The following is a 23,250-nucleotide window of genomic DNA, read 5'->3' as shown; positions in this document are numbered from 1 at the left end:
TGTCAGGTGTTGCAACGCCTGACAAGCGCATGGATCCCCGGACATCCGGGGATCCATGCAGCGGCCGAGCCCGGCCTAGTCCAACTCCACCAGCTTGGCCCGCACGGCGTACATGACCGCCTCCATCCGCGAGTGCAGCTGCAGCTTCTCCAGGATGTTGCGGACGTGGTTCTTGACCGTGTTCTCGCTGATCGCGAGCTGGACGCCGACGTCGCGGTTGCTGAGGCCGCGCGCCACGAACCGGAGCACCTCGAGCTCACGGTCGGTGAGCTTGAGCGCCAGGGCGTCGGGGCGGTCGGGCTTGGACATGGTCTTGAACTCGTCGATCAGCTTGGCCGCCATCGACGGGCTGATCAGCGACTGGCCGTCGGCGACGACCCGGATGCCCTGGGCCACCTCCTCGATGGAGGAGTCCTTGAGCAGGTAGCCGGAGGCGCCACTCTTGACCGCCTCGTAGAGGTCGGCCTCGTCGTCGGACACGGTCAGCATGATGATCTTCGTCATCGGGACCGCCTCCTTGATCGCGACGCAGGCCTCGATGCCCGACTGCTTCGGCATCCGGACGTCGAGCAGCACCACGTCGGGCACGCTGCTGATCGCGAGGGCGACGCCGTCGACCCCGTTGCTGGCCTCGCCGACGACCTCGATGCCGTCCTCGATGCCGAGGAGCATCGTCAGGCCGCGCCGGAACAGCTCCTGGTCGTCGACCACCACCACGCGGACCGACTCCTTCGCGGGCCCCACACCCACGGTTCCCACCTGATTCCCACTCACCACGCCAGCATCATGACACGAGCGCGCCCCGGGCTCGGCCCGAACCTGGCCAGGCCGAGCCCGGAGCGACGGTCGCGGCGCCTACTCCGCGCCGCCGACGTCGAGCGAGATGACGCCGTAGTCGTACCCGCGGCGCCGGTAGACCACGGCCGGCCGCTCGCTCTCCTTGTCCACGAACAGGTAGAAGTCGTGACCGACCAGCTCCATCTCGTACAGCGCCTGGTCCAGCGTCATCGGGCTCGCCGGGTGGGTCTTCTCCCGCACCACCAGCGGACCGTCGCCGGTCACCGTGATCGGCCCGACCTGCCGCTCGATCGCGACGTCCTCCTCGACCTCCTCGACCACGGTGGCCTGGGCGTCGGAGAGCGCCTTGCCGACCGAGACGGGGGTACGACGCCCGCGGTGCACGCGCCGACGGTCGGCGGCCTTCCGCATCTGCGCGGCCATCTTGTCCAGCGCCAGGTCGAGCGCGGCCATCTTGTCGTCGGCCGCGGCCTCGGCGCGGATCACCGGTCCCTTGGAGAAGGCCGTGAGCTCCACATGGACGGCCTGGTCATGCTGGCGCGGGTTGGGTTCGCAGTCCACCTCCACGTGCACCCGGATGATCCGGTGATCGTGCTTCTCCAGCTTCGTGAGCTTCTCGGCGGCATGAGCCCGGAACCGGTCCGAGATCTCGCAGTGCCGTCCGGTGACCACAACATCCATCAGTTACCTCCAAGGGGATTTCGGCGTGATGGGTTTCTCCTGCCGCCCCGGCAGGACGTCTGAGTACTGCGCGCCCGAGCCGTCTGGCCGCCAAGCCAGCTCGCGCCCAGCGAACCTCGACAGGCGACACGCTCGCGCCAGACAAAACAGGAGCCCGCCCGGCCGACCTGGTCTTCGTCCCCACACCCGCCTGCTGAGGCGCTCGCAGCTTGCTGCCACTACTGGCCTTCTCCCGGAGACGGACGCATCTGACGTCCGGTCCGAGGCAGGACTTACGACTAAGCCGCACCGTGATCACCGGTCCGGGGACCGGCTTACGTGGGCCGTTTCGCCTGCGACTGGCATCGGCTTGCCGCACCGGGCTGGGCTCGCGCCCGGCCTGGGCGACGCAACCACGGACCCGGGCGGACTCCATGACCAGACGTTAGTCCGTCGCTGGTGACGAAGAAAGGCTTCACCCGAAGTTCAGGGCATCGGTCCTGTGCCGGTACGCCGATGGGTGGCGGCGACCACCGCGACCGCGGCGACCGGGACGCCCACCGCCTCCAGCGCGCGCTGCGCCTCCCGCACCGTGGCGCCGGTGGTGAGGACGTCGTCGCACACCACGACGTGCGCCCGTGGGCAGCGCCGCGCGAGACGTCGTACGGCGGGCGCGGGCGCCGTCATCGAGCCGGCCAGGTTGGCGGCCCGGCCGGCGGCGTCGAGCCCGGCCTGGTCGACGACACCGGGGCGCAGGCGGAGCAGGCGGGCGGTCCGGACCACGCCGCCGGAGCGGCGCAGCACCCGCGCGGCGGCCCGGGTCATGGCCAGGGTGGGGTCGTGGCCGCGCTGCCGGACGCTGGCGGCCCGGGACGGGACCGGCACGAGGACGACGGGCTCGCCGGGGGCCACGGCCGCGGCGACCGCCCTGGCGAGCAGGTCGCCGAGCGGCTCGGCGAGGGCCAGCACCCGCTGCTCCTTGTGGGCGAGGACGAGCGCGCGGAGCACGCCGTCGTACGCCCCGACCGCGTGGGACGGCGCCAGCCCCGCCGGGCAGGGCGTCGGCCGGTGCGGGCTCGCCTCCTCCGGCTGCGCGGCGTGGCAGGCGGCGCAGAGCGGCCGGCCGGGCCGGCCGCACCCCACGCAGCGGGAGCCGAGGACCAGGTCGACGAAGCCGTCGGCGAGATCGGGCAGCGGGCGCACCGGGCCATCCCACCAGTCGCCCCCGGCACGGGCCACCCGGTCCCGCGCCGCCTGTGGAGAGCTCAGCGGCGCTCACCGCGGATGAGCCGGCCGAGGCCGCCCTCGTCGGTCGCGATCGTCTGGCCCACGGTCAGCGCGGTGAGGAAGCACAGGGCGACCAGGTAGAGCCACGCGAGGTAGATGAAGGCCACACCGATGCTGCCGTACGTCGCGCCGCGCTCGGAGAGCAGGTAGGAGAAGTACGACGCCGAGGCGGGCCGCACCGCGACCATCGCGGCGCCGTACAGCAGGGCGCCCGGGAGCAGCAGCCGTCCGCGCACCTTGCCCTCGAGCAGCACCCAGGACACGAAGAGCGCGATGCCGGCGTCGGCGGCCGCGACGGCGAGGACGGACCACACCTCGGAGGGCGGCAGGCCGTCGACGAGCGAGCGCAGCCGTCCGGTCGCGACGAGGGAGAGGGCCAGCGCGGTCAGGGCGGACAGCCAGCGCCACACGGAGCCGATCCGGCTGCGGGGACGCGGCAGCTGCCAGACCACGGCCAGCGACCGGGTGAGGGTGCGCGAGAGGCTGGTCGCCGAGACGAGCACGATCAGCGAGCCGAGGATGCCGAAGCTCGCCGACGACGGCTCCGACAGCGAGCCGGCGACCGCGCCGGCGACCGCGGGCGCGTTGAGCTCCTGGGCGACGCGCTGGCTGGCACGCTCGCCCGCCCACGAGGCGGCCACGATCAGGATCGGGAAGACCGAGGTGAAGAACTGGGCCGCGATGGCCATCGAGCGGTCGAACAGCTCGACCCGCCGCAGCGAGGCGGCGGTGTGCAGCGCGATCCGGCCCGGCCACCGGCGGGACAGGCCGGCCGCGACCCGGGCCGCGAGCCGGGCCACGGCGGCACGCCCGTCGCCCTCGGCAGGCCCTGCGGCCCCCGCCGTCTCCGCGGCGCCGTCCCAGCGCGCCAGGACGACGGCCGCCGCGGCGGCGAGCAGCGCGCCGAGCAGGGTGAGCACGAGCCGTTCGGCGGCCAGGCCGAGGGCCGCCGAGGCGACGCCGGAGGACGACATGAGCACCACGGCGGGCGTGGTGAACAGCGCCTGCCGCCGGAGGTTCCCGACGAGCGCCCACGCGTTGGCGACCACGACGCACGCCACCGCCAGCGCGACCGCGGCCGCCGGCGGCAGCAGCAGGACGACCGCGACCGCGGCGGCGATGCCCAGGATGGTGCCGGCCGCCCGGTCCCGGGCGCCCGCGACCGTCTCGTCCCGGACCGGCCGCAGCACGACGGCCAGGGTGAGCACGAGCCAGTAGCCGTGGCCGACCTCCCGCTCGGTGGTCAGCAGGGTCGCGCCCCCGACGGCCACCGCGGCGACGACGGCGTGCCGCCACGCGACGGCGCTCGTCACCGGCTGCGGCGGGGCACCCAGTCCCGCGACCTGCCCGACGGCGACGACGAGGGCGCCGCCGGCGACCGTCCAGCCGGCCAGCGCCGCTCCGCCGCCGTCGAGCGGCACCGACACCCCGATGGCCGCCGCGACGGGCAGCAGGGCGGCGATCCCCGCCGAGCGGAGGCTGGCGGGCGCCTGCACCAGCGCCGCGACCGTCCGATCGCGGCCGCCACGATCGGACGGTCGGCGGACAGCGCCCCCAGACCCGCCGCGACGCCCGCCGAGCCGACCACCGCCGCACGGGTCCCCCAGGACAGTGCGACCACCGCCACGGGCGCTGCCGCGACCACCCCCACCACGGCCCCTAGCAGCGCGATCCCGCCCCGAGCAGCCACGCGAGCGCCGTACCCACGACCACGGGCGCGGTCAGCGCCGCGGCTCGTGCGAGGACCCCCCGGGGTGGCAGATAGTCGGTCATCGGGTTGACCGTAGCCAGTTCGAGCATCGGCCGGGGCGGCGACACCACGCCGCCGGGGAAGGGCGCCGGACGGTCAGCCCGCGTAGTCGAGCTGGCTCAGCCCCGCCGGCCCGGCGTCGTACTTCTGCTGGCGGACCAGGTCGACGTACCGGTCGGCGTACACGGCGAACATCGGGGCGTCCTGGACCGGCGAGCCGGCGAGCCCGAGGACCTTGCCGGTGACGATCGTGGAGAGCACGTCGACGCCCACCGTGGCGCCGTCGGCGGCGACGACGTCGACCTCGTAGAGCTTGCCGGGAGCGGTCGCGGTGAGCAGCCCGATCCGGATCGGGCTGGTCCAGGTGAGGTCGGCGATGCTGCTGCCCTCGGGCGCGCGGACGACGAGCGGCCGGCGCACCCGCAGCACCTGGCCGCGGCCGCCGATCATGACCCGCGCGCCGACGAGGGTGTCGCCGGCGGCGGTGCGGACGACGCCGATCAGCCGGGTGCCGTCGCGGCTGACGATGAGCGCGCGCGCCCGGGTGCCGGTGATGCCGGGGACGCGGACGGTCCGCGCGGGGCGGTCGCCCTCGACCAGCCACACCACCGCTCCGCCCGAGCGGCGCTCGAGCACCCAGAGCCGCTCGGCGTTGTCCCAGGACGGCCGGGCGTACTGGCCCTCCTCGAGGAGGGTCCGCGGCGCGGGCTGGGCCTCCGACCGGCGTACCGTGGCCAGCCGGACCCGGCTGCCGTCGAGATCGACCGCCGCGACCCGCTCGTTGTCGGGCCGGACCGCCACCGCGCCCAGGCCCGCCCCCTCCTCGCCGAACGCCCCCGTGACGGGGACGAGGTCGTCATCGGCGCTGCCGGTGACCAGGCGTCCCTGGCTGATGCCGTACAGCAGCCGCCCGGAGCCGGGGCCGGCGGGACCGAAGGCGGCGGCCGCGTCGACGGAGTACTGCGACGCGCCGCCCGGGAGCGGCAGCTCCGTGCCGTCGATGCTCACCCGCAGGGCGGTCACCGTGGGATCCTGGCGCAGCGTCCACGCCAGCTGGGCGAGCATCAGCTCGGCCTGCTCCGGCCGGATCGTCTGGGCCTCCCCCACGAGCGCGATGTCGGCGATGCCCGCCTCGCTGACCGGCACCGACAGGCCGACGCTGAGGCCGGGCGGCAGGAAGGAGTGGACCACCCCGCGGGCCAGCGTGGGCGGCCCGGCCAGCAGGCCGGAGACGAGGCTGGTCGCGAGCTGGTCGCCCTCGGGGACGAACACGGGCTCCGGCACCAGGATCTGCCCGACCGGGTCGAAGTAGTAGAGCGAGACCTGGCGGTAGCGCTGCCGGAACCACGACGCGGGCACGACGAGCGCGTCCGGCGGGTCGACGATCCGGTACTCCCCGTCCTCCACGGTCACCCGGAAGTCCAGGGTCAGCTCGTCGGCGGCCATCGCGCCCTGCCAGGCACCGACGGCGTCGAGCCGATCGGCCGCGGTCAGCTGGACCGAGACGGTCCCGCCGCTCTCGCGCACGGGCAGCGAGTCGCTGTAGATGACCGTCTCCTGCTCCGGGTCCCAGCCGACGGCGGCCTGGTCGGTGAGGTACTGCTTGGCCACGCTCGTCTGCACCGGCCACGCCGTCATCGCGTCGAGGAAGCCGGCCACGACCTCGGTGCGGGACGCGCCGGCGACCGGCGGCCGGGCGTCGATGTCGCTGGCGCGGCGGGTGTCGCTGCGGTCGGTGCCGCTGCTCTGCACGACCGGGCCGGAGGTCGGCAGCGCGACGCACCCGGAGAGGGCGAGCGCGGCCACCAGGCAGCCGATGATCCGCCGGCTCATCGGGGTCCCCGCGTGGAGCTTCGTGGGGTGATTCATCGCCCCTCCTCCGGCCTCGGTACGACGCCCGCGGGGCCGACCACGACCGCGGCGTCGCTCGACATGGCGTCCTCGGGCACGAGCGGCAGCGGGCTGTGCCGGAGCGTCCCGCCGGCGTGCCGGGGCACCGTGAGCCGGAACTGCGCGCCCTGCCCGGTGCGCCCCCACGCCTGCAGCCAGCCGCCGTGCAGGTGGGCGTCCTCCTGGGCGATCGCCAGCCCGAGGCCGGTGCCGCCGCTGGTGCGGGTGCGGGCCGGGTCGGAGCGCCAGAACCGGTTGAACACCATCGACGCCTCCCCGGCGCCAGTCCCACGCCGTGGTCGCGGACGGTGATCGCGGCCGACTCCTCGTCGGAGGCCAGGCGCACCAGCACCTCCTCGGTCGGGTCGTCGGCGAGCGCGTGGTCGATCGCGTTGGTGACCAGGTTGCGCAGGATCCGCTCGACCCGGCGGACGTCGACGTCGGCCCGCACCGGCTCCTCGGGATCCTCGACGGCGACCCGGATCCCCCGCTGGTCGGCCAGCGGGCGCGCGGCGTCGACCACTCGGCGTACCAGGTCGCCGAGGTTGACGTTCTCGGTGGAGAGCACGGCGGCGCCGGCGTCGAAGCGGCTGATCTCCAGCAGGTCGACGAGCAGGTTCTCGAACCGGTCGAGCTCGGCCTGCATGAGCTCGGCGGAGCGGGCGGTGGCGGGGTCGAAGCTCTCGCGCGCGTCGTGGAGGACGTCGGAGGCCATCCGGACCGTCGTCAGCGGCGTGCGCAGCTCGTGGGAGACGTCGGAGACGAACCGGCGCTGCACCCAGCTCAGCTCCTCCAGCTGGCGGATCTGCCGCTGGAGGCTGGTGGCCATCTGGTTGAAGGAGTACGCCAGCCGGGCGATGTCGTCCTCGCCGGCGACCTGCAGCCGCTCCTGCAGGCGACCGGCCGCGAGCCGCTCGGCGACCCGCCGGGCCATCCGGATCGGCGTGACGACCTGCCGCGTCACCAGCCAGGTCAGGCCGGCCACGAGGGCCAGGAGCAGGCCGGCCGCGGTCAGCAGCGCGCGGGTGACCAGACCGAGCGTCTCCTGCTCCTCCGAGAGCGGGAACAGGAAGTAGAGCGTGTACGTCTTGCCGTCCGACGGCAGCTGGACCTGCGAGCCGACCACGATCCCGGGCTCGCGGCTCGTGCGGGTTTCGCCCCCAGCGCCGCTGACCCGCACGATCTCGGTGTAGGTCCACGCGGTCGCGCGGCTGGGGCCGTCGAAGTGCTCCTCCAGCGACGTCGGCACGCTGACCAGGTCGAGTCCGCTGGTGTACTCGCCGCCGCCGGTGCGCAGCGGCGGGTCCTCCCCTCGGGTCCGGCCAGCACGACGGCGTACCCCCGGCTGTCCCCGCGCTCGATGATCGGGTCCACCAGGTCGCGCTGCTGCCGGCTGGGGTTCACGTCGCGGCCCGACGCCGCCTCGAGGCGGTTCCGCGCGTCGGCGACCTCCGCGTCCACCTCGCCGAGGACGACGTCGGCACGGTGCCGCAGCAGCCCGTCGCGGGTCTGCTGGAGCAGGATCCAGCCCACCCCGCTGACGACCACGGCGGAGAGCACGACGGTGCTGACCACGACCCGGGCCTGGATCGAGCGGCGCCAGAAGGTCAGCGCGCGGCGCAGCCGGGGCGCCAGCCACCCCCAGCACCGGCGCAGGCCGTCGAGTCCGCGGCGGCCGAGCCCGGCCGCCGCGGGCCTAGGCGGAGCCGGCCTTGTAGCCGACACCGCGCACCGTCAGCACGATCTCGGGGTGCTCCGGATCGTGCTCGACCTTGGACCGCAGGCGCTGCACGTGGACGTTGACCAGGCGGGTGTCCGCGGCGTGCTGGTAGCCCCAGACCTCCTCCAGCAGCACCTGGCGGGTGAACACCTGCCCGGGCTTGCGGGCCAGGCACAGCAGCAGGTCGAACTCGAGCGGCGTCAGGGAGACCTCCTCGCCGCCCCGGGTGACCGCGTGGCCGGCCACGTCGATCTCGACGTCGCGGATGGTGAGCGTCTCCTGCGGCACGGACTCGGTCCGTCGTACCCGCGCCCGGATCCGGGCGACCAGCTCCTTGGGCTTGAACGGCTTGACGACGTAGTCGTCCGCACCCGACTCCAGGCCCACCACCACGTCGACGGTGTCGCCCTTCGCCGTCAGCATCACGATCGGCACCCCGGACTCCGCCCGGATCTCCTTGCACACGTCGATGCCGTCCCTGCCCGGCAGCATCAGGTCGAGCAGCACCAGGTCGGGCCGGTAGTCGCGGAACGCCGCCAGCGCCTGGTCGCCGCGCGGGCAGACGCGGCTCTCGAAGCCCTCCTGCCCCAGCACGATCCCGAGCATCTCCGCCAGCGGCGCGTCGTCGTCGACGACGAGGACGCGGCCCTTGGTGGGGTACGTCGGCGCGCTGGTCGGCGGGGTCATGACCGCAATCCTAGGCGGGAGCACGCCAAGGGGCCCGGCACCACCGCGGTGCCGGGCCCCTGCGACGTACTGGTCAGTACCGGTAGTGGTCGGGCTTGAAGGGGCCCGCCACGTCGACGCCGATGTACTCCGCCTGCTCCTTGGTCAGCTCGGTGAGCTCGACGCCGAGGGCGTCGAGGTGCAGCCGGGCGACCTCCTCGTCGAGGTGCTTGGGCAGGACGTAGACGCCCACCGGGTACTCGTCGGTCTTGGTGAAGACCTCGATCTGCGCGAGGACCTGGTTGGTGAACGAGTTCGACATGACGAACGACGGGTGCCCGGTCGCGTTGCCGAGGTTCAGCAGGCGGCCCTCGGAGAGGACGATCACCTTCTTGCCGTCGGGGAAGATCCACTGGTGGACCTGGGGCTTGATCTCGTCCTTGACGATGCCCGGGATCTTCGCCAGGCCGGCCATGTCGATCTCGTTGTCGAAGTGGCCGATGTTGCCGACGATGGCCTGGTTCTTCATCTTCTCGAAGTGCTCGACCCGGATGATGTCGAAGTTGCCGGTCGTGGTGACGAAGATGTCGGCGTTCTCGACGACGGACTCGAGGCGCTTGACCTCGTAGCCGTCCATCGCGGCCTGCAGCGCGCAGATCGGGTCGATCTCGGTGACGACGACGCGCGCGCCCTGGCCGCGCAGCGACTCCGCCGAGCCCTTGCCCACGTCGCCGTACCCGCAGATGACGGCGGTCTTGCCGGCGAGCATGACGTCGGTGGCGCGGTTGATGCCGTCGACGAGCGAGTGGCGGCAGCCGTACTTGTTGTCGAACTTCGACTTGGTGACCGAGTCGTTGACGTTGATCGCCGGGAAGAGGAGCGAGCCCTCCTTGAAGCGCTCGTACAGGCGGTGGACGCCCGTCGTGGTCTCCTCGGTGACGCCCTTGATGCCGGCGGCGATGCTGGTCCAGCGGTTGGGGTCGGCCTCGACGGAGCGCGCGAGGACCCGGAGGACCTCCTTGTACTCCTCGTTGTCGGTCGAGTCCTGGCTCGGTACGGCGCCGGCCTTCTCGAACTCGACTCCCTTGTGGACGAGCAGGGTGATGTCACCGCCGTCGTCGAGCAGCACGTTGGGGCCGACCTTGGTGCCGTCGGCGTCGGTGAAGTCGAAGACCTTCTCGGCCTCGTCCCAGTACTCCGCGAGGGTCTCGCCCTTCCAGGCGAAGACGGGCGTGCCGGCGGGTGCGTCGATCGTCCCGTCCTTGCCGACGACCACGGCGGCGGCGGCGTGGTCCTGGGTGGAGAAGATGTTGCAGGTCGCCCAGCGGACGTCGGCGCCCAGGGCGGTGAGCGTCTCGATCAGCACGGCGGTCTGGATGGTCATGTGCAGCGAGCCCGCGATCCGGGCGCCCTTGAGCGGCTGGTCGGCGCCGTAGCGGGCGCGCATCGCCATCAGGCCGGGCATCTCGTGCTCGGCGAGCTCGATCTCCTTGCGGCCGAACTCGGCCAGGCTCAGGTCGGCAACCTTGTAGTCCATGAATGATCCTCGAAACGTCCGAGTGGTGGCGTCCTGCGGCGCATCTGCGCATCGTCGGGATCTCCCGCGCATGACACGGACCACCCTACAAGTTGAACCGGCCGAGCGTGTCTTCGGCGCAGGTCGGGCGGCAGGCTGCCGCCGACGCCTCTCGCCACGCCGCCGGCGACGGCCGCCCGATCCCGCGGAATCACCGCGGATGTCCCTCGTCTCTCCACAGCCGCCCTTCCCCACCCCTTGTCCACAGGCCATCCCGCACCGACCGCCGTCCGTCGGACCCCGCTGGTGAGGTGACCCCATGACCACTTCCACCATCGCTCCCCTCGCGAGCTCTCCTGCCGCTCCCGCCCGCCTCTTCGACCAGCACGACCCGGCCGACCTGCTCCGGACCATCCGCAGCGGCGCCCGCAGCCGCGCGGCCCTCGTCGTCGCGGAGTGGGTCGCCGTCGTGGCCTGGGCCGAGCGCCATGTCGTCACGACCCCCGAGGGCGCCGCCACGCTCACCGACGGCGTGATCGACACCGGCGTCCCGATCGCCGGCGACGGCGCCCCGCTGATCAGCGACCACCACCTCATGGAGCTCGTCTCCGTCCTCGACCGCTCCGCCCAGGGCGGACGCGCCTTCGTCGGCCGGGTCGTCGAGTGCGCCTGGCGACTGCCTCGGGTCTACGCCGCCGTCACCCGCGGCCGGCTCGCCCCGTGGCGCGCCGAGCGCATCGCCGATCTCACCCGCCCCTCAACGCCGGCGCCGCGGACTTCGTCGACCGGCAGCTCCGGGCCGTGACCGCCTGCACCTGGGCCCAGATCGAGCGGCTCGTCGACGAGGCCGTGACCCGGCACGACCCGGTCGCGGCCGAGGCCAGACGCACGAAGGCCGCCGCGCGGCGGCGGATGGGCGTCGAGCGGCCCGACGCCGACGGCCTGGTCGAGGTCCACGGCGTCCTCGACGCCGCCGACGGCCACGATCTCGAGGAGGCCGTACGACGCCGCGCCGCCCTGCGGGGCCGGCTCGGCGACGCCCAGCCGCTCGACGTACGCCGCTCGATCGCGGTCGGCGAGATCGCCCGCCAGGACCTCACCCTCGACCTCGAGGGCTGCGCCGACGCTCCGGACGGCGGCGCGCGAGCGGCCCGGGCGCCGGGACGCAAGGTCGTGCTCAACCTCCACCTGACCGCCGACGCCGACAACCCGGTGGCCCGCTGGGAGGAGGGCGCCTGCCCGCTCAGTCCCGCGCAGGTCCGCGAGTGGCTCGGCGTACCCGGCACCTCCGTCGTCGTCCGGCCGGTGGTCGACCTCGCCGACCACGTCCCGATCGACTCCTACGAGGTCCCCGACCGGCTCCGCTCCCGGGTCGAGCTGCGCGACCACGCCTGCCGCTTCCCGCGCTGCACCACCAGGGCCACCCGCTGCGACCTCGACCATGGGGTCCCCCACCGCGACGGCGGCCCCACCTGCCCCTGCAACCTGGTGCCGCTGAGGCTGTCGCGTGAATCGGTCGGTGACGTTGTCGGATGGGTCGACCGGGTGGTGCCCGGTCGGCCTGTCAGGCGAGGGCCGCCTGTTGCAGCTTGAGCAGGTTGTGGACGGTGCACATCAGCCGCCACTCGCTGTGCACGGCGGGCAGGCCGCGTCGGCTGAATCGTCGGAACCCGAGGTTGTGCTTGATGTTGCCGAAGACGGGCTCGATGCTGCTTGATCTCTTGGCGTAGAGCGCTGCGTTGTCGGGATCGGCGAGTTTGTCGTCCATCTGTTGGCGGGCGATGGCTGGATCGACTGCTTCACCACGGATGTGGGCGAGCATCGTGTTGACTCGCGCGGCCGAGACCATCAGCTCGACGCTGGCGGCTCGTTTGGAGATCTCCTTGCGATCGACACGTTCGATGACGGGGATCCACTCGGCGGGTTCGGGCTCGGCAGATCGGGTGATGCGTTCACCTTCGGTGCCGAAGTACCGCTTCGTCATGCTCCCCACCCAGCTGTAGGAGACCCCGAGGATGGCTCCGGCCTTGCGTTGCGAAAGCTCCCCGCGGTTGACCTTGGCCAGCACCGCGAGCTGGTCATCGTCAGGCTTGGCCGCCTTGCGCCACGACGCCTTCTTCGTCGCGATCAACACCTCGACACTGGCGCCATCAGGTGTGCTGAGGTCGGTGGTGCCGTTCGCAGCGGTCCAGTAGCCCGCATCGGCCACCAACGTCGTAGTCGTCCCGGCTTCGTTGACGTGCCCGGCATCGGCGAGGTTCTCGGTGACCGCGGCCGCCATCGGCACGAAGTGGGGCTGGTCGTTCGACGTCGCGGTTGCCTCCGCAGCCACGATGATCTGACCGGTCGTCGCAGCGGCCTGGGCGTTGTAGCCCTGCAGCACACCCTTGCTGGCCTGGGCGATGATCCGTGAGTGCGGATCGGTGGTGTTGGCCCGTCGCGGCTTCGACCGCCGCGCCGCGTCCTTCTTCGGTGTCGGCCCGGTCAGCTTGCGACCCAAAGCTTCTTCCTTTTTCGCCCGCTCAGCCATCCGGGACTCGTAATCACGCGCCTTCTGCGACTCCAGCTCATCCAACGCGGCACGGATCCGGGCACGGCGGTCCCGCCCACCGGCCCACTCCGGGGGGAGCTCGCCGCCACGAGCATCGCCATACTCGGCGTCCTCGGCCTCATCGACAGCAGCGGCTTCTTCGAGGATCTGCTTCGCGATCTGTTCGGCAGCCTCCGGGGAGATCCCCGCCCGGGTGTCGTCGGCTTCGGTGAGCTCGGCGATCGCCGCGAGCTCCTCGTCCAGAGCGGAATGTTCACGGTTGGCGAAGAACGATGCGTTCGCGGCGAGCTTGGTCCCATCGATCGCAACCACACCGGCATCGACCATTCCGGCCTTGACGCACAGGCCGAGGACCTGGCCGAACAGACCGGCGATCGCGTCCTGGTGCCGGGCCCGGAACCGGGCCAAGGTGGCGTGATCGGGCTGCTGGTTGGCCGCCAGCACCCGGAACGCGACGTCCTCGACCAAGCGCCGCTCGACCCGCCGGGCGGACCGCTCACCCGTCGCGTAGGCGTAGAGCAGCACCGCGAGCATCATCGACGGGTCATAGACCGCACCACCACGCCCGTCGGCCCGATACGCAGCAAAGAACTCGTTCAGATCGAGCTCAGCCACCGTGTCGAGCACGAAGAACACCAGATGATCCTCAGGCAACCAGTCCCTGACCGACGGAGGCATCAACATCAACTGATCGACATCGCCACAACGCACATTCACAGCCACACCCAAGTATTTCGCGTTCCCCCACAACCGCGAGGGAGACACGCGATTCACGCGACAGCCTCCGCTGTGCCGGCGACACCACCGCGCCAAGACCTTCACCGCCTGGCGCTATCTCACCGTCGCCCCCGGCAGCTACCTCTGGCGCTCGCCCCACGACCTGCTCTTCCTCGTCGACCACCGGGGCACCCACCCTCTCGAGGTCGGCCGGCCCATCCCTCCCGACGCCTGGCCGTGTGCCGCGCGCGTCCCCGAGTCGAGGAGGTCCGATGCGGCCTAGAGCACCCGTCCGGCCCAGCCGGCCTCCTGCCGGATCTGGGGACGGGTACTCATGCAGGGAGCCGCCCGGCGCGCGAGCCTGCGCTCGTGCCCGTCACCGAACGCGACCACCCCGCCCTCCTCCGTCCCCTCGTCGAGGCGCTGGCCTCGGCGACCGCCGTCGGCACCGCCCTGTTCCTGCCGTTGCTCTACCTCGGCTCCCACCTGTGCGCGTTCGGCGAGTGCTCGGTGCCCGGGCCGGAGGAGATCCGCACCTACCGGGTGCTCGTGACGGTGCTGGCGGCGGCGGCCGTGACCACCCTGGTGCTGGCCGTACGCCGGCGGGCGCGCGGAGCGGTCGTCTGGCACGCCGTGGTGGCGCTGGCCGGCCTGGTCTCGGCGGTGGCGTTCGCGATGCCGGCGATCGACGGGGACGCGCTGCGCCACGACGACCTGCCGCAGCCGAACCCGGACTACGTGCCCTGCTACTCGGGCTCCGGGGACTGCGTCGGCGGCTGACGGGACGGGTCGGCGTGCCGGAGCGTCAGTGCGCGGCAGGCTCGCCGTCGTCGTCCTGCTCGACCGGGTCCTTGTCGCCCGGGAACGGCAGCACCCTCATCACCGCGACGACGACCGCGCCGACGACCAGACCGATCACGGCCGAGATGCCGGTGTTGGCGAGCCAGGCCAGGGCGCTGCCGAGGAAGCCGTGGACGGCGTGCTCGATGTCGTGCTCGATGCCGTGCACCCCTTCGTACGGCGCATCCCACCAGCCGACCTCGTGCACGTTGACGAGGAGGATGTGGCCGCCGACCCAGAGCATGGCGACGGTGCCGACGATCGAGATCACCGACAGCAGCCGCGGCATGGCCGCGACCAGGCCGCGGCCGACCCGCTGGGCGAGTCGTGAGGACCGCTGGGCCAGGAGGAGCCCGGTGTCGTCCATCTTCACGATGAGCGCGACCACGCCGTACACCGCGACGGTGATCACGAGCGCGACGACGACCAGGATCGCCAGCCGCGCCCAGAAGCTCTCGTCCTCGACGGAGGCGAGGGCGATCACCATGATCTCGGCCGAGAGGATCAGGTCGGTCCGGATCGCGCCGGAGACCATCTGCCGCTCCGCCTCGGGGCCGATCTCGGCGACGGGGGTGTCGTGGTCGTCGTGGCCGGAGAGCAGGTGCCAGACCTTGTGCGCGCCCTCGTAGGCGAGGAAGGTGCCGCCGATCATCAAGATGACGGGCAGCAGACCCGGGAGGAACTCGCTGAGCAGCAGCGCGGCCGGCAGGATGATGAGCAGCTTGTTGCGGATCGAGCCGATCGCGATCTGCTTGACGATCGGGAGCTCGCGCTCGGCGGCGACGCCGTGGACGTACTGCGGGGTGACCGCGGTGTCGTCGATCACCACGCCGGCGGCCTTGGTGGTCGCCCGGCCGGCGGCGGCGCCGACGTCGTCGATCGAGGCGGCGGCCATCTTGGCGATGGCGGCGACGTCGTCGAGCAGGCCGAACAGGCCCGCGCTCACCGCGCGCTCACCGAAGGGATCCAGGGCTGGCAGGCACGGGGAAAGGCTACCGCCCGGCCGGCTCCACCACCCGCTCCCGCCCGGCCGGGCGCTGCTCCTGCTCGTGGACCACCCCGGTCAGCTGGACCGCCTCCCGCACCCGGCGGTGGGCGACGCCGAACGGGTCCACGACCCGTGCGAGCACCCGGCGGACCGGCGGGGCGGCCAGGAGGAGGGCGACGCCGACGCCGACGCCGACCGCGAGCAGCAGGCCGTACCAGGGCCGGTCGCGCGTCCACTCGACGAACCCGGCGTACTCCAGGCCCTTCACCGCGAAGCCGTGGAAGAGGTAGACGATCATCGTGGCCGAGCCCATCCGGGTGAACCAGCCGTCGATCCGCGGCACCAGGCTCAGCCAGGCGAAGGCGCCGGCGACACCGGCCAGCAGGACCAGGAGCCGGGTGAGGATCGCGGTGGGCGTGGGGTCGTCGATCAGGGTGTAGGGCTTGTAGTAGAGGTACGGACGCGAGGCCCACTGGTCGAACGACACGGCGAGCAGACCCAGGATCGCGAAGGTCGCGGCGCCGAGCAGCGCCGGGACCCGGCCGCGCAGCCACTCCAGCGACTCCGGGGTCGCCTTGAGGCCGAGCACGAAGAACGGCAGGAAGCCCAGGATCCGGGGGGCGTCGAGCCAGCGGGTCCAGTCGCCCTGGAGGTACCCGCCGACCAGGCACACCCCGACCGCGACGAGCACGCCGCCCGGCAGCGAGCGGAACAGCGGCGTCACCAGCCGCCACGCGACCAGGGCGAGCAGGTACCACATCGGGAAGTGCGGGTCGGCCCACATGTCCTGCAGCCGCTCGCCGCCGACGTGGAGCCGGAACCAGCCGAGCGCGCCCTCGAAGAGGACGTACGGCACCAGCAGCGTCGTGACCAGCTGCCACAGCCGCGTGGAGCTGTAGCGGAACCCCCGGGAGAGATAGCCGGAGACGAAGACGAAGGCGGGCATGTGCCACAGGTAGACGAAGTCGTAGAGGTGCCCGCCCGGGCCGTCGGAGGGCAGCAGCGCCACGAGGTGCCCGACCACGACGAGCGTGACCAGGCCCATCTTCGCGTTGTCGAGCCACGGATCCCGAGTAGGTGAGGCCATCACTCCTTGGTACCCGAAGCGCCTGTGGGAAGACCAAGTGTCAGACAACCTCGTGACCTGCTCGCCCCGGCCGGGTGCAAGCCGGGGCGAGCAGGGGTTCAGGAGCCGCGAGCCGCTCGGGTCAGCCCGAACCGGCTGCGATGGAAGACCAACGGCAGGGCGCCGGTCCTCGAATCGGTGTGATCCACCGCATGGACCTGCAGGACCACGATCACGTGGTCGCCGGCCTCCACCTCGCGGTGGATCGAGCAGTCGAAACGCGCCAGACCGTCCTGAAGTACGACGGCGCCCCTCTCGGTCGTCGACACGTCGACCCCGTCGAAGCGCGACTCCACGGGCCCGGCAAGCTGCCGGCACCATGCGCCGTGGAACTCCGCGAGCACGGTCAGCCCGAGACGATCGGCCATACGCAGATGGGGCCACGTCTTCGATGATCTCGCGACCGAGAACGACACGAGTGGCGGCTGCAGGGAGACCGACGTGAACGAGGACGCCGCCAAGCCCGTGCGGATGCCGTTCACCTCCGCCGCCACGGCGACCACCCCGCTCGGGAACACTCCGAACGCCTCGCGCAACCGCGGCGGATCCAGGTCCTGGTCGATGGAGGTTCGCGTCGTGGGCATGACCCCTGTCATGACTGTCCGTGGGCGGGAGGCGGCGTGCGGGTGAGCGCGTAGGCGCCGGCGTGGTGGTACTTCCAGCGTGTCGGGTCGTGCAGCGTGTGCGTCCTGGCGTTGCGCCAGTGCCGATCCAGGTTGATTCGGGTGGCAGCGGCGCTGGCGCCCGCGAAGGCGAAGATGTCGCTGGCGACGTCGACCGCGGCGTCAGCGCCAAAGGCCCTGACCTCTGCGACCGCGGCCGCGGCCTCGTCGGCGTGACTCCGGTCCACAGCGGCCGCGCGGGCCACGTCCAGCAAGCGGCCGGCGCGAGCCAGAAGTGCCTCGGCGGCATGAACACGAGCACTCAGCTCACCCGCACGGAGCACGATGTGCGGCTCCTCGTCCGCCCGCTCCCAGCCACGGGCGAGCGCGTCGACGTACGGGCGGGCGCTGTCACGTACGTAGGCCAGACCCTCATCCAGGGCGGCTCGCGCGATGCCGACATCGATGGCGGCGTGCATCAACTGGAAACTGGTGCCCAGCAGTCGGTCCTCCGGACCGTTCTGACGAAGCACGAGGAAGGGATCGACGACGGCCCCGGTCAGGCGAACGGTCCCGCTGCCGGTGCCGCGCTGGCCGATGGCCGCCCAGTCGTCGATCACCTCCAGTCCCGGTGCGTCCACGGGTACCAGCGCGAAGACGACCTCGCCCTGCTCATCGCGGGCGCTGATCCGGATCCAGTCGGCGACCGTCGACCCGGTGCAGTAGTTCTTGGTGCCCTGGAGGACCAGCTCGTCACCGCGGCGCCGCATGGTGACACCCAGCGGCTGCCCCGGCAGCAGGCCTCGCTCGGTCTGGGCGTTGGAGAACAGCTTGCCGGCAAGTATCTGGTCGAAGCACCAGGCACGCTGCTCCTCGGTGCCGTGGGAGTGCAGCACCTCGATGAGACCGAAGTGCGATTGCGGCACCTGCGCAACCGAAGGGTCGCCGAGAGCGAGGTGGCGGATCACCTCGGCGAGCACGCCGTACCCGGCATCGGGTCCACCGAACCGCGCCGGCACCGTGGTGGCCAGCAGACCACTGCGCCGGAGAGCCTGGGCCTCCGCGACCGGGGTGGCATGGAGAGCATCTCGCTGCGACGCTCCGTCGGCCAGGCTCCTGCCGAGGTCCGCGGCCACGGAGACCAGGGACTCGGCCGGCGTGGTGCCAGCAGCGGGAGCGGTCGGCTCGACGGCGCGAACGGAGGTGGAGGTGTCGGCCGTCATGCGGAGGCCTCGAGACGCGCGTCGGCGACCAGCTTCTCGGCGGCCCGCAGCGGCTCGGTCACGACCCACTCGTCCCAGGTCGCCGATCCGCCGGCCGGCGCGGGGACGAAGCCGTGACCGGCCAAGAACCTCTCCTGATCACGGAGGGCGTCGAGCACCGGATCGTCGAGTCGCGGCGCGAAGCTGACGAAAGGACCGCGCCCGTAGGCCGCAGCCACGTCGCCGTCCGAGCCACCGGTCTCGGCGGCCAACGCCGCCCCCACCTCGGAGCCACCGCTCTCCGCCCAGCGAGCGGCCCGCAGCAGGCCCACCAGATAGCGCGTCACCACCTCGGGCCGCCGCTCGAGGAGCTCGGCGTGAACGGTGACGGTGCGCGGGGTGCCGTTGTTGATCCGCATCGCAGGGTCCGGGTGTGCCCCCAGATCGCTCACTACGACGGCGTCCAGCTCACGCCTGATCCTCATGCCGGCAGCGCCCTTGACCCAGACCGCATCGACGACGCCCTCGGCAAGGGCTACGCGCGCCGCGGCATACGACTCCTGGCCGAGCCCGGTCCGAGTGACATCGATGCTCACCGGGTCCAGTTCGACCGGGACGACGTCCTCCAGCGTGAGCGCCGCCAGGGACAGAGCGCGCTCGAAGCCGCGCAACGCCATGGCGTGCTCGATGTCGACCACTCTGCCCTGTGTCCGCGGCAGCCCGATACGACGTCCCGCGAGGTCCGCCGCGCCGGCGATACCGGAGTCCCGAGCGGCGAGGATCACCTGGTACTCGTCAACCCAGGTGACGCCGACCAGCCGCGTCGGCACACTCGATGCGCGCGCCCACAGTGCCGGGATGTTGCCGCCCTCGCGGATCAGCCCGGGCAGGCCGTGGTCGAAGTGATGCGGCAACAGATGCTCGTTGCCGGCTGCCTGCAGGGAGGCGATGCGGACTTCGAGCGGTGCAAGCTCCGCATCGAGCATGCCGGTGCGAGCCGCCAGCGTCGTCGCGGTGGGCACGGGACAGCGAGTGAAGTAGAGCTCGGTCATCACACGCCTCCGACGAGTTGGGCATGCGCGGCGCGGGGTGGCTCGGCGGCGTCCGCAGTGAGCACTCCGCGCCGTCGCAGCTCGGGGAGCAGGCCCGTGGCGACAGGGTGGATCTCCTCGAGATTCGGGTAGCCCGACAGAATGAACTCGCTGACCCCATGCGCCCGGTAGTCCTGGATCAGATCGGCGACCTCGTGGTGGCTGCCGACCATGGCGGTGCCCGTGCCACCACGGACCAGGCCGATCCCGGCCCACAGACCCGGATACACCTCCAGATCATCGGTCCTGCCGCCGTGCAGTGCCAGGAGGCGCTGCTGGCCGGCCGACTCGTGCGTGCGCAGCTCAGCCTGCCGGGACTCGATCTCCTCGCGGTCGAGCGAACCGAGCAGATGCGCGGCCTGGGCCCATGCCTCCTCGGAGGTGTCGCGGGTGATGACATGCAGCCGGATCCCGTGACGGAGGTGGCGTTCATTGGCCCCGGCGTCGACACGGGCGATGCGCTCGCCGATGGCCGGCGGCGGCTCGCCCCAGGAGAGGTAGACGTCGGCGTGTCTGCCGGCGACCTCGATCGCCTCGTGTGAGGAACCGGCGAAGTAGACCTCCGGGAACACTCGCGGCTCGAGTAGCGCGGCATTGGCGACTCGGAGGTGCTCCCCCTGGTAGTCGACCTGGTCCTGCTCCCACAGCGCACGCACGATGTCGAGAAACTCCCCGGCGCGGGCATAGCGCTGCTCCTTGGCCAGCTCGTCGCCGAAGCGCAGCTGTTCGCGCCGGTCCGATCCTGCAACGACATTGACCAGCAGCCGGTCACCGCTGACCCGCTGGAAAGCCGAGGCCATCTGGGCGGCCAGCGTCGGCGCGAGCAGTCCGGGCCGGAAGGCCACCAGGAACTTCAGTCGACTGGTGGCCTGCGCCAGCGCCGCCGCACTGATCCAGGCATCGTCGGCGTAGGTGCCGGCGGGCGTCAGCACCGAGGTGAGGCCAGCGGCTTCCACCTCCCTGACGATGCGGGTCAGGTAGTCCATCCCGAAACGGCGTCCGGTCCACGGCACGCTGCCCGGGGGGAGCCGGCGCGCACCGGCCGACGAGAGGCTGTCCTCGTCGCCGTGAGTCGGCAAGTACCAGTGCACACGCACGGGATCGTTCTCATGTCCAGGAGCCGCGTGACTCATCTTCCCTCCCCGGGCAGGTAGTCGTTGGTCAACACGTCAGCGATGTCCGGCGTGACGTCCAACGAGTAGGCGTCGACGATCGTCGCGATGTCGTCGGCTGCCTTGGCCGGATCGAAGGCACCGAAGCCGTGCTCGGCGAAATACTCGGTCCGGTTCAGCTCGTTGGTGCCGTCGACCTGGCAGCGCACCGCCTTCTCCTCGAGCTCCGGTGCGGCCTTGACGATCGCCTGTGTCGCCTCGTCGGGGTGCTCCTGGACGTACTCCTCTGCCCGGGTCAGCACGTCGGTGAAGGCGCGCGCCTGGTCCGGCTGGTCGGCCAGGAAGTCCTCGGAGGTGATCCAGACGCTGTCGTAGAGGTTCACACCGTTCTCGGAGAAGCGGAGGACGCTGAGCTCGTCGGGGCCGCCAGCGGCCTCGCTGCTCACGCACCAGGAGTCGTTGACAGCCGCCGAGATGTAGTCGACCTGGCCACGCAGCAGCGACTGCACGAAGAGCGTGTAGTCCATGCTGACCGTCTCGGCATCCGCGGGGTCGATCCCGTTGGCCTTGAGGAGCACGGGCAAGAGCGTGGAGATGGTGGTGTTCTCCGGAATGCCACCCACGAGGCTGGTGAGATCGGCCGGCGAGTCCAGCGTGGTGTTCTTGGTCAGGCTGGCGACCGCCACCGGGCTCTCGCCATAGCGCAGCATGAACGCCTTGACCTTGGCGTCCTGGGCCCGAGCCAGAACGACATCGGCGAAGGTGCCGGCGGCGATCTGCGACTGTCCTGCCTCGACGCTGGCCAGCGCCACGCCGGCCCCCTGCTTGGACTGGGTGAACTCCACCTGGAGGCCCGCGTCCGCGAACCATCCCTTCTGCTCGGCGAGGTAGATCGCCGAGGTGGTGCCCGAAGGCCCGACGTAGATCTTCAGGACGGTCGCCTTCCCGGAGGCGGCGGCCTTCTGCTCGTTCGCCTTCTCGGCGGCGGCGCAACCGGTCGTGACCAGGACAGCGGCGGCGACGAGCGCGACGCCCCTGAGGAGTTTGGTGTGCAATGGATGACTCTTTCTCGGGAGTGGGTACGACGGCTCAGCCGGGGCGATGCAGGGCATCGCGGACCGAAGTGGTCAGGGCCACGAACGCCGGGTCGTGCAGCAGCGCAGGCTCACGATGCTCGGGAAGGTCGACCTCGACGACCGTGGCGACGGAGGACGGGCGACCGGAGAGCACGACCACACGTGAGGCGAGGAACACCGCCTCGGCGATGCCGTGGGTCACGAAGACGGTGGTCGTGCGATGCTCCCGCCATAGATCGTGCAGCACGAACATCAGGTCCTCGCGGGTGAGAGCGTCGAGCGCGGCGAACGGCTCGTCGAGCAGCGAGAGCCCCGAGTTGGAGAGCAGCGAGCGGCACAGGGCCACCCGTTGCTGCATCCCACCGGACAGCTCGTGCGGGTAGGCGTTCTCGAAGCCGTCGAGGCCGACCTCCTCCAGCAGCTGCCGGGCACGGTCTCGAAGCACAGACCGGCTGCCGCGGGCCCCGGGGCCGACCTGCGACGGGAGTGCGACGTTCTCGAGGGCCGTGCGCCAGGGCAGCAGCACCGGGCGCTGGAACGCGACGCCCGGTGGGGAGGCGACCGAGACAGCGGGCGTTCCGTCCACGCTGACGCTGCCCTGCGTGGGGACGTCGAGGCCCGCCAGCATCCGCAGCAGGGTCGACTTGCCGCAGCCGCTCGGACCGACCACGGCGACGAACTCGCCGCTCGCGACGGAGAAGGAGACCTCACCGATGGCCTCCACCGTCCCGTTCCGGCCGAGGAAGCGCTTTCCGACCCCGTTCAGGCTCAGGGAAGGGGCGGCGAGCGGCGCCGTGACGACACTCACCGGTTGCTCCCCGGCGCGAAGCGGCGAAGGGCGGCCGACTCTGCCGCGACGACGAGGCGGTAGAGCAGCCCGGACCACAACGTGACCACAGCGATCGCCGCCAAGGTCCGCGTGGTGTCGAGATACTGGCTGAACTGGAGCACGAGGTAGCCGAGGCCTGCCTGCGCGGTCACGAACTCTCCGACGACGGCGCCGATCATGGCGCCGGGCACGGCGATCTTCAGGCCGGTGAAGAAGTGAGGGACCGCCACAGGGAGCCGTACCCGGAGAAACACCTCGCGGCGGGTCGCCCGCAGGGAGCGGACAAGGTCCATCTGGTCCCCATCGACCGAGTTGAGTCCGCGGAAGGTGGCCACGTAGATCGCGAAGAAGCACATGATGGCGACCGTGGCGACCTTGGAGGAGAGGCCCAGCCCGAACCAGATGACGAGCAGCGGAGCGAGAGCCACCTTCGGCGCGGCCTCGAAGACCACGATCGAGGGATAGAGCATCCGGTGCACCAAGGGGCTGGCGGCCGAAGCACCCGCCAGCAGGACCGCCGCCACGAGCGCGATGCCGAGGCCGATCATGGCCTCCACCACCGTCACGCGCGAGTGGTGCAGCAGCAGCTGCGCGTTGTCGGCAAGGGCCCGCGCGACGGCCGAGGGTGCCGGGAGGACGAGTGGGGCGACATGCAGAAGCCGGACCGCCGACTCCCAGACCGTCATGACGAGGGCGAAGTACCCGACCGGAGCAGCGAGTCCGACGATCCGGTGGGGCACACCGGGCGCGGCACCGGGAGGAAGGCTCGGATCACTCTCCGCGTGCGTCGTGGACCGTCGGCTCTGCCGAGAAGGCGAGAGCGTGGTCA

The 23,250-nt window shown here is 71.8% G+C and carries 20 protein-coding genes and 1 pseudogene; 3 read left to right on the top strand and 18 right to left on the bottom strand.

From position 1 onward, the window contains the following. Positions 1-75 precede the first annotated feature (75 nt). From FIV44_RS23690 to ahcY, 8 genes and pseudogenes are all read right to left on the bottom strand, one after another. The gene (locus tag FIV44_RS23690) at positions 76-750 is read right to left on the bottom strand and encodes a response regulator (protein ID WP_246086585.1); all 675 of its coding nucleotides are present in this window, start codon (positions 748-750) and stop codon (positions 76-78) included. Between the two features lie 105 nt (positions 751-855). Then, positions 856-1,479 carry a ribosome hibernation-promoting factor, HPF/YfiA family gene (gene hpf, locus FIV44_RS23685; RefSeq protein WP_141006592.1) on the bottom strand — a complete coding sequence of 208 codons (624 nt, stop codon included), beginning with the start codon at positions 1,477-1,479 and terminating at the stop codon, positions 856-858. Between the two features lie 465 nt (positions 1,480-1,944). Further along, positions 1,945-2,661, bottom strand: a complete 717-nt coding sequence (locus FIV44_RS23680; protein WP_141006591.1) for a ComF family protein — start codon at positions 2,659-2,661, stop codon at positions 1,945-1,947. A gap of 62 nt (positions 2,662-2,723) precedes the next feature. Continuing rightward, on the bottom strand, positions 2,724-4,241 hold the full coding sequence (locus FIV44_RS23675; protein ID WP_141006590.1) for a YhjD/YihY/BrkB family envelope integrity protein: 1,518 nt from the start codon (positions 4,239-4,241) through the stop codon (positions 2,724-2,726). Between the two features lie 350 nt (positions 4,242-4,591). Beyond that, positions 4,592-6,364 carry an LpqB family beta-propeller domain-containing protein gene (locus FIV44_RS23670; RefSeq protein ID WP_141006589.1) on the bottom strand — a complete coding sequence of 591 codons (1,773 nt, stop codon included), beginning with the start codon at positions 6,362-6,364 and terminating at the stop codon, positions 4,592-4,594. Then, a pseudogene (gene mtrB / locus FIV44_RS33710) lies at positions 6,361-7,319 on the bottom strand (MtrAB system histidine kinase MtrB). Before mtrB ends, FIV44_RS23670 begins: the two are co-directional and overlap by 4 nt. 762 nt (positions 7,320-8,081) lie before the next feature. Then, positions 8,082-8,792 carry an MtrAB system response regulator MtrA gene (mtrA, locus tag FIV44_RS23660; RefSeq protein ID WP_141006588.1) on the bottom strand — a complete coding sequence of 237 codons (711 nt, stop codon included), beginning with the start codon at positions 8,790-8,792 and terminating at the stop codon, positions 8,082-8,084. A gap of 73 nt (positions 8,793-8,865) precedes the next feature. Beyond that, the gene (gene ahcY / locus FIV44_RS23655; RefSeq protein ID WP_141006587.1) at positions 8,866-10,308 is read right to left on the bottom strand and encodes an adenosylhomocysteinase; all 1,443 of its coding nucleotides are present in this window, start codon (positions 10,306-10,308) and stop codon (positions 8,866-8,868) included. A 298-nt stretch (positions 10,309-10,606) separates the two neighbouring features. Between ahcY and FIV44_RS23650 the strand changes: the two genes are divergently transcribed. Together FIV44_RS23650 and FIV44_RS23645 are read left to right on the top strand one after the other, a co-directional pair. Continuing rightward, the gene (locus tag FIV44_RS23650) at positions 10,607-11,092 is read left to right on the top strand and encodes a hypothetical protein (protein ID WP_141006586.1); all 486 of its coding nucleotides are present in this window, start codon (positions 10,607-10,609) and stop codon (positions 11,090-11,092) included. Further along, positions 11,089-11,880 (top strand): HNH endonuclease signature motif containing protein, encoded by a 792-nt coding sequence (locus FIV44_RS23645; protein ID WP_141006585.1) that lies wholly within the window; start codon positions 11,089-11,091, stop codon positions 11,878-11,880. The genes FIV44_RS23650 and FIV44_RS23645 overlap by 4 nt, the downstream gene beginning before the upstream one ends. On the opposite strand, the gene FIV44_RS33705 is transcribed toward FIV44_RS23645, so the two are convergent. After that, entirely contained in the window at positions 11,852-13,516 is a 1,665-nt protein-coding gene (locus FIV44_RS33705) for a transposase (protein ID WP_484213899.1), read from the bottom strand. The genes FIV44_RS23645 and FIV44_RS33705 overlap by 29 nt on opposite strands. Before the next feature lie 408 nt (positions 13,517-13,924). Between FIV44_RS33705 and FIV44_RS23635 the strand changes: the two genes are divergently transcribed. After that, the gene (locus FIV44_RS23635) at positions 13,925-14,335 is read left to right on the top strand and encodes a DUF6234 family protein (RefSeq protein WP_141006583.1); all 411 of its coding nucleotides are present in this window, start codon (positions 13,925-13,927) and stop codon (positions 14,333-14,335) included. 25 nt (positions 14,336-14,360) lie between these two features. On the opposite strand, the gene FIV44_RS23630 is transcribed toward FIV44_RS23635, so the two are convergent. The 9 genes from FIV44_RS23630 to FIV44_RS23590 all read right to left on the bottom strand — a co-directional run bounded on the left by FIV44_RS23630 (position 14,361) and on the right by FIV44_RS23590 (position 23,161). Further along, a complete protein-coding gene (locus FIV44_RS23630; protein ID WP_141006582.1) occupies positions 14,361-15,341 on the bottom strand; it encodes a DUF808 domain-containing protein in 981 nt (326 codons plus the stop codon). 46 nt (positions 15,342-15,387) lie between these two features. Continuing rightward, positions 15,388-16,470: an acyltransferase family protein gene (locus FIV44_RS23625; RefSeq protein WP_141006581.1), complete on the bottom strand. Its 1,083-nt coding sequence runs from the start codon at positions 16,468-16,470 to the stop codon at positions 15,388-15,390. A 98-nt stretch (positions 16,471-16,568) separates the two neighbouring features. Beyond that, complete coding sequence (locus tag FIV44_RS23620) at positions 16,569-17,045, bottom strand: flavin reductase family protein (protein WP_246086583.1); 477 nt, start codon at positions 17,043-17,045, stop codon at positions 16,569-16,571. A 56-nt stretch (positions 17,046-17,101) separates the two neighbouring features. Next, entirely contained in the window at positions 17,102-18,247 is a 1,146-nt protein-coding gene (locus FIV44_RS23615; protein ID WP_181410792.1) for an acyl-CoA dehydrogenase family protein, read from the bottom strand. A gap of 83 nt (positions 18,248-18,330) precedes the next feature. Beyond that, positions 18,331-19,365 carry an ABC transporter substrate-binding protein gene (locus tag FIV44_RS23610; RefSeq protein WP_141006578.1) on the bottom strand — a complete coding sequence of 345 codons (1,035 nt, stop codon included), beginning with the start codon at positions 19,363-19,365 and terminating at the stop codon, positions 18,331-18,333. After that, positions 19,365-20,537, bottom strand: coding sequence for an LLM class flavin-dependent oxidoreductase (locus tag FIV44_RS23605; protein ID WP_141006577.1), 1,173 nt, complete (start codon positions 20,535-20,537; stop codon positions 19,365-19,367). Before FIV44_RS23605 ends, FIV44_RS23610 begins: the two co-directional genes overlap by 1 nt. Then, positions 20,534-21,571 (bottom strand): ABC transporter substrate-binding protein, encoded by a 1,038-nt coding sequence (locus FIV44_RS23600; RefSeq protein WP_181410791.1) that lies wholly within the window; start codon positions 21,569-21,571, stop codon positions 20,534-20,536. The genes FIV44_RS23605 and FIV44_RS23600 overlap by 4 nt, the downstream gene beginning before the upstream one ends. A 34-nt stretch (positions 21,572-21,605) precedes the next feature. Continuing rightward, a complete protein-coding gene (locus FIV44_RS23595; RefSeq protein ID WP_141006575.1) occupies positions 21,606-22,400 on the bottom strand; it encodes an ABC transporter ATP-binding protein in 795 nt (264 codons plus the stop codon). After that, positions 22,397-23,161, bottom strand: a complete 765-nt coding sequence (locus tag FIV44_RS23590; RefSeq protein WP_181410790.1) for an ABC transporter permease — start codon at positions 23,159-23,161, stop codon at positions 22,397-22,399. The genes FIV44_RS23595 and FIV44_RS23590 overlap by 4 nt, the downstream gene beginning before the upstream one ends. Between the last annotated feature and the right edge of the window lie 89 nt (positions 23,162-23,250).

Origin of the sequence: Nocardioides humi, assembly GCF_006494775.1 — a bacterium.
Lineage (GTDB): Bacteria > Actinomycetota > Actinomycetes > Propionibacteriales > Nocardioidaceae > Nocardioides > Nocardioides humi.
Note: the sequence above shows the minus strand (reverse complement) of the source record. Positions and strands in the feature narration are given on the sequence as shown.